The organism is Collinsella sp. AF31-11, from assembly GCF_003475605.1.
In the GTDB taxonomy this organism is placed as follows: domain Bacteria; phylum Actinomycetota; class Coriobacteriia; order Coriobacteriales; family Coriobacteriaceae; genus Collinsella.
Map to the genome: position 1 here is coordinate 167,862 of NZ_QRQS01000003.1, position 13,432 is coordinate 181,293.

The 13,432-nt window shown below is 57.0% G+C and carries 11 protein-coding genes; 3 read left to right on the forward strand and 8 right to left on the reverse strand.

Annotation, left to right across the window (positions count from 1 at the left end; all coding sequences use genetic code 11):
* Nucleotides 1-159: 159 nt before the first annotated feature.
* Nucleotides 160-1,629, forward strand: a complete 1,470-nt coding sequence (abc-f, locus tag DWZ22_RS02795) for a ribosomal protection-like ABC-F family protein (RefSeq protein ID WP_118405359.1) — start codon at nucleotides 160-162, stop codon at nucleotides 1,627-1,629.
* Nucleotides 1,630-2,039: 410 nt separating this feature from the next.
* On the opposite strand, the gene tet(W) is transcribed toward abc-f, so the two are convergent.
* From tet(W) to guaA, 3 genes are all read right to left on the reverse strand, one after another.
* Nucleotides 2,040-3,959 (reverse strand): tetracycline resistance ribosomal protection protein Tet(W), encoded by a 1,920-nt coding sequence (gene tet(W), locus DWZ22_RS02800; protein WP_066305045.1) that lies wholly within the window; start codon nucleotides 3,957-3,959, stop codon nucleotides 2,040-2,042.
* A 373-nt stretch (nucleotides 3,960-4,332) separates the two neighbouring features.
* Nucleotides 4,333-5,520, reverse strand: coding sequence for a plasmid recombination protein (locus DWZ22_RS02805; protein ID WP_233541788.1), 1,188 nt, complete (start codon nucleotides 5,518-5,520; stop codon nucleotides 4,333-4,335).
* Between the two features lie 206 nt (nucleotides 5,521-5,726).
* Nucleotides 5,727-7,325, reverse strand: coding sequence for a glutamine-hydrolyzing GMP synthase (guaA, locus tag DWZ22_RS02810; RefSeq protein ID WP_118267642.1), 1,599 nt, complete (start codon nucleotides 7,323-7,325; stop codon nucleotides 5,727-5,729).
* Between the two features lie 267 nt (nucleotides 7,326-7,592).
* Between guaA and DWZ22_RS02815 the strand changes: the two genes are divergently transcribed.
* The gene (locus DWZ22_RS02815; protein WP_117743800.1) at nucleotides 7,593-8,606 is read left to right on the forward strand and encodes an asparaginase; all 1,014 of its coding nucleotides are present in this window, start codon (nucleotides 7,593-7,595) and stop codon (nucleotides 8,604-8,606) included.
* A 22-nt stretch (nucleotides 8,607-8,628) separates the two neighbouring features.
* Here DWZ22_RS02815 and DWZ22_RS02820 read toward each other — a convergent pair whose 3' ends face one another.
* A complete protein-coding gene (locus DWZ22_RS02820; protein WP_099432713.1) occupies nucleotides 8,629-8,847 on the reverse strand; it encodes a helix-turn-helix domain-containing protein in 219 nt (72 codons plus the stop codon).
* Between the two features lie 76 nt (nucleotides 8,848-8,923).
* On the opposite strand from DWZ22_RS02820, the gene DWZ22_RS02825 reads away from it, so the two are divergent.
* Nucleotides 8,924-9,313 (forward strand): hypothetical protein, encoded by a 390-nt coding sequence (locus DWZ22_RS02825; RefSeq protein WP_118405360.1) that lies wholly within the window; start codon nucleotides 8,924-8,926, stop codon nucleotides 9,311-9,313.
* Between the two features lie 9 nt (nucleotides 9,314-9,322).
* On the opposite strand, the gene DWZ22_RS02830 is transcribed toward DWZ22_RS02825, so the two are convergent.
* The 4 genes from DWZ22_RS02830 to DWZ22_RS02845 form a co-directional block, all read right to left on the reverse strand.
* Nucleotides 9,323-9,706, reverse strand: a complete 384-nt coding sequence (locus tag DWZ22_RS02830) for a DUF1648 domain-containing protein (RefSeq protein WP_089572786.1) — start codon at nucleotides 9,704-9,706, stop codon at nucleotides 9,323-9,325.
* Nucleotides 9,707-9,717: 11 nt separating this feature from the next.
* A complete protein-coding gene (gene ychF, locus DWZ22_RS02835) occupies nucleotides 9,718-10,794 on the reverse strand; it encodes a redox-regulated ATPase YchF (protein WP_035136922.1) in 1,077 nt (358 codons plus the stop codon).
* 114 nt (nucleotides 10,795-10,908) lie between these two features.
* Nucleotides 10,909-12,162, reverse strand: coding sequence for a 4Fe-4S binding protein (locus tag DWZ22_RS02840; RefSeq protein WP_118405361.1), 1,254 nt, complete (start codon nucleotides 12,160-12,162; stop codon nucleotides 10,909-10,911).
* A gap of 151 nt (nucleotides 12,163-12,313) precedes the next feature.
* Nucleotides 12,314-13,381 carry a glycerol dehydrogenase gene (locus DWZ22_RS02845; RefSeq protein WP_118405362.1) on the reverse strand — a complete coding sequence of 356 codons (1,068 nt, stop codon included), beginning with the start codon at nucleotides 13,379-13,381 and terminating at the stop codon, nucleotides 12,314-12,316.
* Between the last annotated feature and the right edge of the window lie 51 nt (nucleotides 13,382-13,432).

Genomic DNA, 13,432 nt, shown 5'->3' on the forward strand with positions numbered 1-13,432 from the left:
TTATTCGTCGCCAACTATCATTTTCGGATTTGCCGGCTTGCGCAAGGTCAAAACGCTCGCGCCGGCAATTGGGCAAAGGCGAAAAATCGACGTGAGCAATCTTTTTTGGCATAGCTGCGCTTCCAGTAAAAGGCTAATACACAAAAGGCGGTTCAACCTATGGAACTCATAGTCAAAGCTAAAGACATCTTTTTGGAATATGCCGGCCGCGATATCCTGGATATCGAAGAGTTGGAAATCTACTCCTACGATCGCATCGGCTTGGTGGGAGACAATGGCGCAGGCAAAACCAGCCTGCTTAAAATTCTGAGCGGCAATCTTACCATTGCGGACGCCGACGTCAGGCGCTTCGGCAGCATTGCCCTCATCGGCCAACTCGATGAACTCGACCTTGATGCGGCTCAGGACAGTGGTGAGATGCTCTCCCGTCTCAACGTCGCCGGAGTGGCGCAGGAGACGATGAGCGGCGGGGAGGAAACACGCGCCAAGATTGCCTCTGCACTCTCCCAGCATGCAAGCGCGATCTTCGCCGACGAGCCTACGAGCCACCTCGACCAAGACGGCATCCGCCTTCTCGTCGGACAACTCAAGGCATTTGATGGGGCTCTGCTCATCGTGAGCCATGACCGTCATTTTCTCGACCAGGTGGTAGACAAGATCTGGGAGCTCAAAGACGGCGGTATTTCCGAATTCTGGGGTGACTACTCCGACTATCTGCGACAGAAAGAAGAAGAGCGCAAAGCTCAGGCGACTCGATACGAAGAGGCGATGCGCGAGCGCGATCGCCTCGAAGCCGCCATCGAAAAACAACGGAAAAAAGCACGGCAGGTCGACGCCAAGCGGAAGGCTGCGAAAAAAAGCAACGAGTATGCAGGTCGATTGGGGTATCAGAAAGCAACCGGCACCAAACAGAAGAGGATGTACCAGGCGGCTAAGGACATGGAGAAGCGCCTCGAAGCGCTCGAAGGGATTGAGGCCCCAGATAGCATTCGCGCCGTGCGGTTCCGCCAGAGCAAGGCCCTGGAACTGCATAGTAAATTTCCCATCTCGGCAGACGATTTCAGCTTGAGCTTCGGCAACTGCATGCTCTATGACCACGCGAAATTCGAGATACCGCTCGGTGCCAAAGTGGCCATCACCGGTGGCAACGGTACAGGAAAGACCAGCCTGCTGAAGGCAATCGCTCGACGCGCCGACGGTATCAACATCTCTCCCAAGGCAGAGATCGGTTACTTCGAGCAAACAGGCTACAAGTTCGACGCCCGTCAGTCTGCGATCTCGTTCATGCAGGATGGTTGCGAGTACAGCATGACCGAAATTCGAGGCATCCTCGCCTCTATGGGAATCGGACCGCGCGACCTGACAAAGGACGTTGGCGTTCTCTCGGGAGGCGAAGTCATCAAGCTGCTACTCGCGAAGATGCTGCTGGGCAGATACAACATCTTGCTCATGGACGAGCCTGGAAATTACCTGGACATCAAGAGCGCCGAAGCCCTCGAGCAGATGATGAGCGCCTATGCCGGAACGATAGTGTTCGTCTCCCACGATAAGAGGCTGGTCGAGAACGTCGCAGACATTGTCTACGAAATAAAGGACACCAAGCTAGTCAAAATCTTTCAGCGCGAATAGCCCTAAATGAGCAAGAAATAATCCCCGAACGGAGACAAGGGAGTAAAACGGCAAAGAAAGAGCCTCCGTCCCAACGCAGGGAACGGAGGCTCTTTAATCGCTTTTACTCATCTCCGTCGCTGGTGGCTTTGTCATGACTCTCGTACGAAACGAAACTCAGCGGCATAGTGCGGCACTCAAAATCGCAGGTCAGAACCCTGTCGTCCTACTCCCACTCGACAAATTCAAGTATATGAGGAAGTATTTCTCTTGAATTTACAGGTAAAATATTCGCAAATTTGCTAATATTTTACCTGCTATTTTCGGCTGTCAATTTTCTTAGTATCAAAATAGTATCACAAGAGGCTGGAAAATGCAACAGAATTATGTGGAGCTCTACATAATTCTGTAACCTTCTTTGCTGTGGTGTATCAAGTAATCTTACTGAACATATGGCGCACCTTGTCCAGGCGGCTGTTTGGACGGCGGGGCTGGATGACCGGCTCGCCGACAGCGGCCTGATACCCTTTCAGTTCTGTAAGACATACGCTCCGCCCGTTGGTGTAAAAGGCCAGATCAGTACGGTATGCCTGTATATAGCGGGCGGGAATTTCGCCAGTAAAGACAACTTCATCCTTTTTTACCTGGGCCGTTTCGATGGTGGCACAGTATTTCGGTGCATCATGATAAGCCCTGGAAAGGTATTCCTGGGGCGCATAGAGGGTGAAGGAGAGATAAGGTTCCAGCAGCTGCGTCCCCGATTCCTTCAATGCCTGTTCCAATACAATCGGGGCCAATGAGCGGAAGTCCGCCGGCGTGCTGACTGGACTGTAATAAAGCCCGTATTCAAAGCAAATCTTACAGTCCGTTACGTTCCAGCCGAACAAGCCCTGCTCCAGCCCGTAACGGATACCATCCCTGACAGCGTTTTGAAAACTCTGGTTCAAGTATCCCAGCGAAACCCGGCTCTCGTATTGTACGCCGGAGCCAAGCGGGAGTGGTGTAACAGACAGTCCGATAGATGCCCAAAACGGGTTGGGCGGCACCTCGATATGGATGGTGTGGCTGGCTGCTTTGAGCGGCCGCTCCATATAAATGAGGGTGGGTTCCTTTACCACTGTTTCAATCTTGTATTTTTCCGACAGCAAAGCGGAAACGACCTCCAACTGCACCCGGCCCAAAAAAGAAAGAATGATCTCATGGGTGATGGAATCCACTTCGCAGCGCAAAAGCGGGTCAGTATCCGCAAGTTGCGTAAGAGCGTCCAGCAGCCGTTCTCTTTGCGCTGCCGTTTTCGGCGCAATCGTCGTCCGCAGCATGGGGAGGGGGGCCTCGCGCCACCTTTTACGAGGGAGCCGGGTTTGATCCCCTAATACATCGTTTAACCTCACGCTGTCGCTGGGAAGGATAACAATTTCGCCCGGATAAGCGGTGTCTGTCCGAACAATTTCCCCTTTGGATGGAATACGCATCTCTGTGATTTTCAGCTTTTCTCTCCCGGCCAGGGCCACCGTATCCCGCAGGCGCAGCGTTCCGCTGTATAGCCGCAGATAGACACGCCGCTGGCCGCAATCGGTGTACTCAACCTTGAAAACGCTGCCGCATAGGGTGGCGCTCCCCTGTTCCCCAATCGGTTGGAACAGTCCTGTCACCGCATCCATCAACGGTTGAATGCCAAGGCCCTTTTTGGCGCTGCCATGATAGACCGGAAACAGGGAGGCTTCTTGAACCCGCCGCTGTTCCTCCCGCGCAAGTTTTTCCTGGCTGATTGGTTCTCCTGCGATATACTTTTCCAATAATGCATCGTTATTTTCGATGACCGCATCCCATGCTTCTATGTCGGTATTTTCCTCCAGGACTATTTCCGGGGACAGCGACACCGTCTGCTTGATGATAATATCGGCGGAGAGCTTATCCCGAACAGACTGAACCACGCTCTGCAAATCAACGCCAGCCTGGTCGATCTTGTTGATAAAGATAACGGTGGGAATGTTCATTTTCCGCAGGGCATGGAACAGAATACGGGTCTGGGCCTGCACGCCATCTTTCGCGGAGATCACCAAGATGGCCCCATCTAAAACAGCCAAAGAGCGGTACACCTCCGCCAAAAAATCCATGTGGCCGGGCGTATCCACAATGTTAACTTTACATCTGTGCCACTGGAAGGAAGTGACTGCCGCTTGAATGGTAATCCCACGCTGCCGCTCCAACAGCATGGTGTCCGTCCTCGTTGTCCCTTTTTCGACGCTCCCTGGTTCTGAAATGGCTCCACTGGCATATAGCAGACTCTCCGTCAAGGTCGTCTTTCCAGCGTCTACATGGGCAAGAATCCCGATATTGATAATGTTCATGTCTATCCTCCATACAAGGCCCGAATGGGCGCAAAAATCCCCAGCGGCTAATACTTTTACCGCTGGGGATCATGACTTCGGACACACAGAAACATACACGACTTACATAAGCCGCGGTCCGTCACGATATTTACTAAAAAGGCAAAAGTATTCTTAAAATTGGGTACAAAAACCAAGCCCCTGCAAGGGGCAATCATTTTTGCGCCCATTATCAAATTTTATTTAAGAATACCTTGCCGCATATTTGATAGACTCCTCAAATCAGGATAATAGCAATATATCATAGTACGCTCTAAAAAACAAGAAATTATTTTACCCGATTCCCCAAATAAAACTGGAGGGCATTCACTGGAACACCCTCCATTTTTGGTGATTATCGCACACCTACCCTTGTTTTTTGCCTTGCGGCCCGTTTCCGTTCCTTTTCAGCCTGCTCCTGCTGGTAAGCGGCCTCTAATATCCTGTCCGCCTGTTCCGGGCCAATGGCTCGCCTGACCCGCTCGTAGTCCCTGACCTTTCCCTTTAGACTGTCTCTCTCGGCGCAGACCTCGTAAATCCTTTCTGACAAAGAACTGTTTTTGCTGACCTCCCGGCCATAGTCCGCTTGTAGCCGCTCAAATTTGGATTTGAGGTCGAGATAGGCCCGGTAGACCGAGCGCAGCACCTTGACGATCTTTGCCCATAAAGGCTTGGCCTTTTTCTCCCGGTAGGCCCTGGCCGATTCCAGCGGCCCCGGCTCTGGTAAGACTTCCTCCGGGTCTGCCGAAAACTCCGCCGCCAACCGCTCCATGTTCTTTACTGCCGGGGCCAATTCCTTCAACCGCTGTTCCTGTCCCGCCACCTCTTTTTGCTTCTTGGCCTTTACCTTATCCAGTTGGGCAATCTCCTTGGCCCTCTGCTCCTTTTTGTAGTCCAGCACAGACAAGTGCTGGTCGTGGGTGCCCTTGTCCTCCCACTCTATCCCGTGACGCTCCATCACGGCGGCAAGCTGCTCCTTTTCAGAGCGTACCCACTGGCTCCACTCTGTGTCCCCTCTGGTGCCTCCCTTGAAACCCTGGGCCGCTAGCGCCTGTTTGAGTGATACCCTGGTATCCAGGCCCCGCTTGCTGCCGGTGGTGAACGGTACAAAGTCGATGTGCAGATGGGGCGTGGCCTCGTCCATGTGGAGATGAGCCGAGAACACCCGAAGCTGGGGGTTGCGCTCTTGAAAGCCCCTCATATACTCGTCCAGCACCGTCGCCGCAAGCTGGCCGTCCTCGCTGTCGGCGCACATGTCGTCCTTATTGCCCACTTGCAGAATGATTTCATGGAACGGCTTCTCCTGCTTGCTGGAACGTATCTTCTCATAGTAGTTCTCAATCCTGCGGTCTGCCCTGGTCTGCTTGTCGTTGTACCGCTTGAGGGCCTCGTCAAACATCTCACGAAAAACTGCCTTGATATTTTCCTGGCAGTAGGTTATATTCAAATGGGAGCGTTCCGGGTCGGTGTTCTTGGCGTTGAACTTCCTGCTGTTGTGGCTTACCGAACCTTGCCCCACCATTGCGCTGATCGTTCTTTTCAAATCAACACTCCTTTCCCTGGAAAAAAGAAAAATAGGACAAGCGAAGCCGCCCTGCTGAATTTGTCGTTCAGCAGGGCGGCTTGCTTGCCCTTTGCAATCATTCTCTTGTGTGGCCGGGTTGAAACGAATAGTATCAATCCAGTATCACAAGGCAAAGTGACAGGTCAAAAACCCTGTATTCATGCGGGTTTGAGCCGTTTTAACGGTCACTCCCACTCGATGGTCGCGGGCGGCTTGGACGTGATGTCGTAGCACACGCGGTTGGCGCCGGGAACCTCGGCCACGATGCGGCCGGAGATGCGGGCCAGGACGTCGTAGGGCAGCTTGGCCCAGTCGGCGGTCATGGCATCGCTGGACTCGACGGCGCGCAGGATGATTGGGCGCTGATAAGTGCGCTCGTCACCCATAACGCCGACGGACTTGATGTCGGGCAGGACCGCGAAATACTGCCAGCAGCTGTGCTCGGAGTTGCGCTCACCGGTCTGCTCAAACAGACGCTGGTTGTAAGCATCGAGCTCCTCGCGCACGATGGCGTCGGCATTCTTGAGAATCTCGAGCTTCTCCTTGTCGACCGCACCGATGATGCGGATGGCCAGACCCGGGCCCGGGAAAGGCTGACGGAACACAATGTGGCCCGGCAGACCGAGCGCCAGACCAAGCGCACGGACCTCGTCCTTAAAGAAGTGATCGAGCGGCTCGATAAGGTCGAAGTGCACGCCCTCGGGGAACGGGATCAGGTTGTGATGGCTCTTGATGGTGGCCGTCTTGCCGCCCGTCTTACGAGCGCCGGACTCGATGATGTCGGGGTAGATGGTGCCCTGAGCCAGATACTTGACCGGCTTGCCATCGCACTCGAGCTGCTGAGCAACCGCGAAGAACTCTTTCCAGAACTGCGTGCCGATGATGCGGCGCTTCTCCTCGGGCTCGGTCACGCCGGCCAGAAGCTCGGCATAACGGTCCTCGGCGTGGACGTGGATAAAGTCGACGTCGAACTGTTTGGTGAAGACCTCCTCCACCTGCTCGGGCTCGCCCTTGCGCAGCAGACCGTGGTTGATGAACACGCAGGTCATCTGCTTGCCCACGGCGCGAGCGCCCAGCGCAGCCACGACGGAGGAGTCGACGCCACCGGACAGGGCCAGAATCACGCGGTCGTCGCCGACCTTCTCGCGGAACTCGGCCGTCATGGTCTCGACCAGGTTGTCCATGCTCCAGTTGGGCTCCAGGCCGCAGATCTCAAACAAGAAGTTGCTCAGCAGCTGCTGACCGTACTCGGAGTGCTTGACCTCGGGGTGGAACTGCGTGGTGAAAATCTTGCGCTCGACGCACTCCATGGCGGCAACCGGGCACACGTCGGTGCTGGCGGTAACGGTAAAGCCCTCGGGCACCTCGGACACGGCATCGCGATGGCTCATCCACACGGTCTGCTCCATGGGCGTGGAGTTAAAGAGCTTGGCACCGGCCGTGCGAGCGATGGTGGCGCGGCCGTACTCGCCCACCTCGGAGTGGCCGACCTTGCCGCCGAGCGTCACGGCCGTGATCTGATGGCCGTAGCAAAAGCCCAGGACGGGAAGGCCCAGGTCAAAGATGGCGGGATCGATGGACGGAGCGTCCTCGGCGTACACGGAGGCCGGGCCGCCAGAAAGGATGAGCGCAGAGGCGTTCATCTCGCGAATCTCATCGGCCGAGATGTCGCAGGGAACGATCTCGGAATACACGTTGAGGTCGCGGACGCGACGGGCAATGAGCTGACCGTACTGCGCACCAAAGTCGAGTACGAGGACCTTTGCGGAAGCCTTTTGATCCATGGTTTCCCCCTCTTGTTGGCGGGGAGCCGGTGCCCACCCGCGTGAATGAACGAAAATAACTTTCATAGTGTACACGTTATATGGGGTTTCTCGTCCCTCGCAGCCATCAGCGCACGGCAAACGCACGACCGGGGCCCTATTTGACGGCAATTGGAGTGATACTAAACGTTACAGATGATGTAATACGTTTGAACATTGGACGCCCTGTGCCACAATACTGCCGAACGACTCCGCCTCTGCGGCGGCAAATACGATAGGAATACCAGCATGAAGCGCATCCTTCTCATCGCCACGGGCGGCACCATCGCATCGACCGAGGACGGCAACGGCCTCTCCCCCGCCCTGACCGGTGAGGAGCTCGCCCAGAGCGTCCCCGAGATCTCGGGGCTCTGCGAGCTCGACGTCGTGCAGCCCATGAACATTGACAGCACCAATATGCGCCCCAGTGACTGGATGCGTATCCGCGACGTCATCGTCGAGGGTTATGCCGACCACGACGGCTTCGTGATTCTGCACGGCACCGACACTATGAGCTACACGGCCGCGGCGCTCTCCTACTTGATCCAGGACAGCCCTAAGCCCATCGTGCTCACCGGCTCGCAAAAGCCCATGGGCAATCCCTTTACCGACGCCAAGCTCAACCTGTACCAGAGCCTGCTCTATGCGCTCGACGAGCATTCGCATGACGTCTCGATCGTGTTTGGCGGCGTCGCCATTGCCGGCACACGCGCCCGTAAGCAGCGCACCATGAGCTTTAACGCGTTCATTAGCGTCAACTATCCGCCCATCGCCTATATCCGCAACGACCGTATCGTGCGCAGCGGGCTTCACGGCACGCATCGAGGCGAAAACCCGGTGCGCTTCTACGACCACATCGACCCACGCGTATTTGTACTCAAGCTCACGCCCGGCGTGAACCCTGGCGTTCTGGACGCTCTGGCCGATAGCTACGACGCCGTGATTCTGGAGACCTTTGGCATTGGCGGCATCCCCGAGTTCGGCGAGTCCGGCGAGTCGTTCCAAGAGGCAATTTTCCGCTGGGTCGATTCGGGCCGCACCGTCGTTATGACCACGCAAGTCCCCGAAGAGGGCCTTGACCTGGGTGTTTACGAGGTCGGCCGTGCTTACGCCGATCATCCGGGCATTCTGCGCGGCGACGACATGACCACCGAGACGCTCGTGGCCAAGACCATGTGGGCACTCGGTCAGTCACGCGATGCCGCCGAGATCCAGCGCCTGTTTTACAGCCAAGTCAACCACGATCGCATCCCGATGGCGTAATTCAGCTGTCGACGGGTATCCCCTATTCGATACCCTCGAGAAGCTCTGACACCGTCATGCCAAGGGCGGGCGCGATCTTAAATAGAACCTTGAGCGTGAAATTTGCCGTTCCATCTTCGATTCTGTCGAGATAGGGGCGGCTGATTCCTGCTGCCACACAAAAATCGACCTTGGAGATACCAAGGTCCCTGCGCGTCTCTTCGACCCGCCTGCCAAGAATCTGTTTAGCACGTTCGTCCATGCAGACGAGTTTGAAATGGAGCCGAACATAAACGTAAACTATAGTTTACGTTTTGCCGAATACACAGGAGTTTTCTATGTCGGGTTCTTCGATTTACGTACAGCGTGCAGATTGCCGTCGGCACGATACACCGATTGCTCTTGTCGTTATCGAAGCCGACCAGCTTACGCTCGACGAGCGCACGGCACTTGCGCTGCTAACGAGCCGTGTCCCCACGGCACCGCTTTCCAGTCCAAAGCAAGGCGACCTCGCACGTCTATGCCAAGAGCACGGCTGTGCGCTCGACCGGACCGCCGTTATTGCCACCACCCCGCAAGGACTCCCCCTGCTCCTAGAAGCCTCCGTCTCCCTAACCTTGCGCGGCGCCGGATACGAAAACGAGGCCGCCGCCGACATGGTCTTCAAACCACGATCGAGCGGCGGCCTCGCAGCAGCCATTGAATATGCGTGCAGGCTCGTTGCCTAAAAGGACAAGCTAGAAACCAAAGCCAAAGCCTGTTCCGGTAATCGCCGAGTACATAAAGTAAACGTTGATCACGTTGAGGAACACACCCGTGATGCAACCGTTGCGCAGGTAGCGCTCGCACACGATGCGCGCCATGGCGGCGGAGTCATCATTGTTTTTAGCCTGGCGTCCCGCCGTAAAGTACGTCGCCACGCTCAGCAGCAGGTTGAGCACCGGCAGTGCCAGCAGCTCGTAGCTCTTACCCCAGCGCGTCACCTCGCCGGCCGCGTTAAACTTCGTCGCTACCTCGGGACCGATGTTGGGGATAACACACGCTGCAACCACCAGCGGAATCACCGCAAGTACGAGCAGTGCAATACCCATGTAGCCGGCTTTTTTGCCATATTTAAACATGCGCGTCGTCCTTACACGTTAAAGCGGAAGTGCACGACGTCGCCATCGGCCATGACATAGTCCTTGCCCTCAATACGCAGCTTGCCGGCAGCCTTGGCGCCCTGCTCGCCACCGAGCTCGATGTAGTCGTCGTAACCAATGACCTCGGCCTTAATAAAGCCGCGCTCAAAGTCGGTGTGGATGACACCGGCGGCCTGCGGGGCGGTCGCGCCCTGACGCACCGTCCAGGCCTTGACCTCCATCTCGCCAGCCGTAAAGAACGACTGCAGGCCAAGCAGCTTGTAGGCGGCCTGCGCGAGCACGTCCAGACCGGGCTGCTCCAGGCCCAAGCTCTCCAGGTAGTCGGCCGCATCCTCGGGATCGAGCTCGGAAAGCTCAGCCTCGATCTTGGCGCAGATGGGCAGTGGCTTGACACCATCGATGGGCGCCAGGTCGTCGTTGAGCATATCCTCGTCCACGTTGGCCACATACAGGATGGGCTTCATGGTGAGCAGGAACAGGCCCTTGGCAGCGGCGCGCTCCTCGTCGGTCATCTCCATAGACGCAGCGCGCTTACCCTCGTTGAGCCAGGCGAGCAGGCGCTTGGCGACCTCAAACTTGGGCATGAGCTCCTTGTCGCGCTTGGCCTCCTTCTCGAGCTTGGGCAGCTGCTTCTCGAGCGTGCCCATGTCGGCCAGGATGAGCTCGGTCATGATGGTGTCGGCATCGCCGGCGGGATCGACGAACTCGCCGGTGCGGCCCACCTCACGCATGACGTTGGGATCCTTAAAGTAGCGCACGACCTCGCAGATGGCGTCGGTCTCGCGGATGTTTGCCAAGAACTGGTTGCCCAGACCCTCGCCCTCGTTAGCGCCCTTCACCAGACCTGCGATGTCGACGAACTCGACCGTAGCCGGCACAATGCGACCCGGGTTGACAATGTCGGCGAGCTTTTGCAGGCGGCTATCGGGCACATCGACGATACCCACGTTGGGGTCGATCGTGGCAAACGGGTAGTTGGCGGCAAGGCCGGTCTTTTTGGTAAGCGCGGTGAACAGCGTCGACTTGCCCACGTTGGGCAGGCCCACGATACCGATGGAAAGGGACACGACAGCTCCTTTTGGTACAGGTACTTCAAACTTCATAAGTATAGCGCCGCCGCAGCATCCGGGCGAATCCGGACACCGCGGCGGCGCAAATGAAGCAGAGATAGGGGTCGCTGACTAGTCTGCGAACTTTTCCACCTGATCGAGCATCTTATCGAGCTTGGCCTTTGCCTCAGCCTTGACCTTCTCGGCCTCTTCGTGGGCCTTGGCCTTCTGGGCGGCCTTTTCCTCGGCTTCGGGATCGACGACAACCAAATTGGACGCATCGTGCTCAACAAGCTTGAGCGCATGCTCGGGGCAAACCTTGACGCAGGCGCCGCAGCCCAGGCAATACGTTGACTCCAGCGCAAAGCGGCCGCTTCCCACCAGATCGCAGGCAAACGTGGGGCACACGTTGACGCACTCGCCACACGACGTGCACCTGTCAAAATCGCACTCCGGCGTACTCACCTGCATATTCTGGGCAAGTTCGGGGTGATTCTGCAACGTCGAGAGCACCAGCTGACGCCCATGGGTGAGCGAACGGCGACGTTTAGTCGTCGTGGTGCCGCACATGGTGTTGAGCGTGCGCTCAAGCTGGGTAATTTGGTGACGGTGAGCCTTCAGCTTCTGCGTCACCGATGCCAGTGCCGCCGTTGCCGGGTTGAGCTTGGTCACGGTCAAGCCCGTGGTGCGGGCAATCTTTTCCATGTACTCTTTGCGCTCATACTCGCGGCGCTTATGGCATTTGAGACTCTTGGGGTCGACCTCCAGGCCCATACCCGTGCCAGACCACTCCTCGGCCTTCGCAATCGCCTCGCCCAGAATGTCCTCACCGCCGATGTTGCGGCATTTATCGCACACGCCCAACGGCAGGTACACGCTCACGTTGGGATAGTCCGCCAGTACCGAGAACCAGGTCTCGGCCGTAATATCGCCCACGCAGGCAACGACGACTTCGTTTTCGCGCGGCATGCGCTTAAGGGCGCGCGTGCAGGTGACGTAGGCGGTCTCGTGGCTCGTGGCCGCCGAGACAATGTCGTCATACAGGTTTTTAGGCGCCAGGCGCGGCGAGATGATCGCCTCGGTCGGACAGGCAGCGGCGCACAGGCCGCACTTGCGACAGGAGTCGAGGATCTCGATGGCGTCTTCCTCGACCTCGATAGCGTTGACCGGGCACACGTCCATGCACGCGGTACAGCCGCTCTTTTCGTTTTTGCAGGTCAGGCACGGAATGGTGTTGCCGCGCGGACGCTCCTTGTAGTCGGCGGGATTCCACTGCGGTGCCGACGGATCGAGTGCATCGGCCACACCGCCAAGCGGGTTTTTAAGAAAGTCGAAACCCTTGCTGATCTCGATAATGTCATCAAACAGATCGTGTTCCTGCGCCATGCGCGGCCCCTCCCTGAGCAGTGCAAACAAGCAAGAGATAATAATACGCTATCGGTCCACGCCTCGGGCAAATTTCACGCGGCGCATCTTTGCGGCAAATAGCCCATGGCCTATCGCCGCCTCGATTGCACAAGGTCAATCAAGCGCCAAACTATGCCTCGCGCATGAGCTGCACGAGCTTTTGTTTGGTCACCTTGGCCTGCTCGTTGGCCATGTTGCGCTCGTTTCTAAAGACCGCATTTGCAACACTTTGCAGATCGGCATCGGAAATCTCGCCAAGACCCAGCTCCTCGAGCGTCGTCGGCAGACCGACGCGCTGGCAAAACTCGAGCACCTGATCAAGCTCGGGCGCACGCTCCAGGCGCAGCTGCACCACCAGGCCAAATGCCACGGCTTCGCCATGCATGGCCTTGCACTTGGGCAGGACCGTCAGACCGTTGGCGATGGCATGCGCCAACGCCAAGCCACCGCTCTCAAAACCGACGCCCGAGAGCAGAATATTGCACTCGATCAGGCGTTCAACCGCTGGCGACGTACGCCCCTTTTTGAGATCACGCTTGGCAGCGACACCGCACTCCATAAGTGTGTCGTAGCAGGCACGAGCCGCAGCCAGAGCCAAGTGCCCCGGCGCGCCACCGTGCTCGTTGGCGCCGTGCGCCGCGGCGCACGAACGCGCCTCGAAGTACGTTGCCAGCGCATCGCCCATACCAGCGACCGTCATACGCAGTGGGGCCGCTGCGACCACGTTGGTATCAACCACGACCAGATCTGGATTCTTCTCGAGCATCAGGTAGCGGTCGAACGACCCATCCTCGTGATACAGCACCGAAATCGCACTGCACGGACCGTCCATCGAAGCCGCCGTGGGGCATACGCACAACGGCAACTCGGCATAAAACGCTACTGCCTTGGCGATATCGAGCATCTTGCCGCCGCCAATACCCACCACCATGTCGCAATACTCAGCCTGGGCTTCCTTAGCCATTTTTACAACGGCCTCTTCCGTACACGGACCGTCATAAATCTTAAAGAACGGCTCACTCAGATCGTCGTCCAGAAATCCATCGACAATCTGCCTGCACAGCCGATCCTCGGTGCCCTGGTCAAACAAGACATAGGCAGCGCAACCCAACCATGACAAATACCTGCCCTGACGCGAAAGTTCGCCCGGCCCTTGAACATACCGGCCGGGACCGCCATAAACCATGGGAAGCGCCATACGAGAATCCGCCCTTCATCAAACAACGATTGGTGCAAAGTAACCTGCCCC

Bases quoted from the DNA above. Each gene is read 5' to 3' on its own strand.
- DWZ22_RS02840 (WP_118405361.1), bottom strand. From the start codon at position 12,162: ATGGCGCAGGAACACGATCTGTTTGATGACATTATCGAGATCAGCAAG.
- DWZ22_RS02845 (WP_118405362.1), bottom strand. From the start codon at position 13,381: ATGGCGCTTCCCATGGTTTATGGCGGTCCCGGCCGGTATGTTCAAGGG.
- DWZ22_RS02830 (WP_089572786.1), bottom strand. From the start codon at position 9,706: ATGTTTAAATATGGCAAAAAAGCCGGCTACATGGGTATTGCACTGCTC.
- DWZ22_RS02825 (WP_118405360.1), top strand. From the start codon at position 8,924: ATGTCGGGTTCTTCGATTTACGTACAGCGTGCAGATTGCCGTCGGCAC.
- DWZ22_RS02815 (WP_117743800.1), top strand. From the start codon at position 7,593: ATGAAGCGCATCCTTCTCATCGCCACGGGCGGCACCATCGCATCGACC.
- abc-f (WP_118405359.1), top strand. From the start codon at position 160: ATGGAACTCATAGTCAAAGCTAAAGACATCTTTTTGGAATATGCCGGC.
- DWZ22_RS02820 (WP_099432713.1), bottom strand. From the start codon at position 8,847: ATGGACGAACGTGCTAAACAGATTCTTGGCAGGCGGGTCGAAGAGACG.
- guaA (WP_118267642.1), bottom strand. From the start codon at position 7,325: ATGGATCAAAAGGCTTCCGCAAAGGTCCTCGTACTCGACTTTGGTGCG.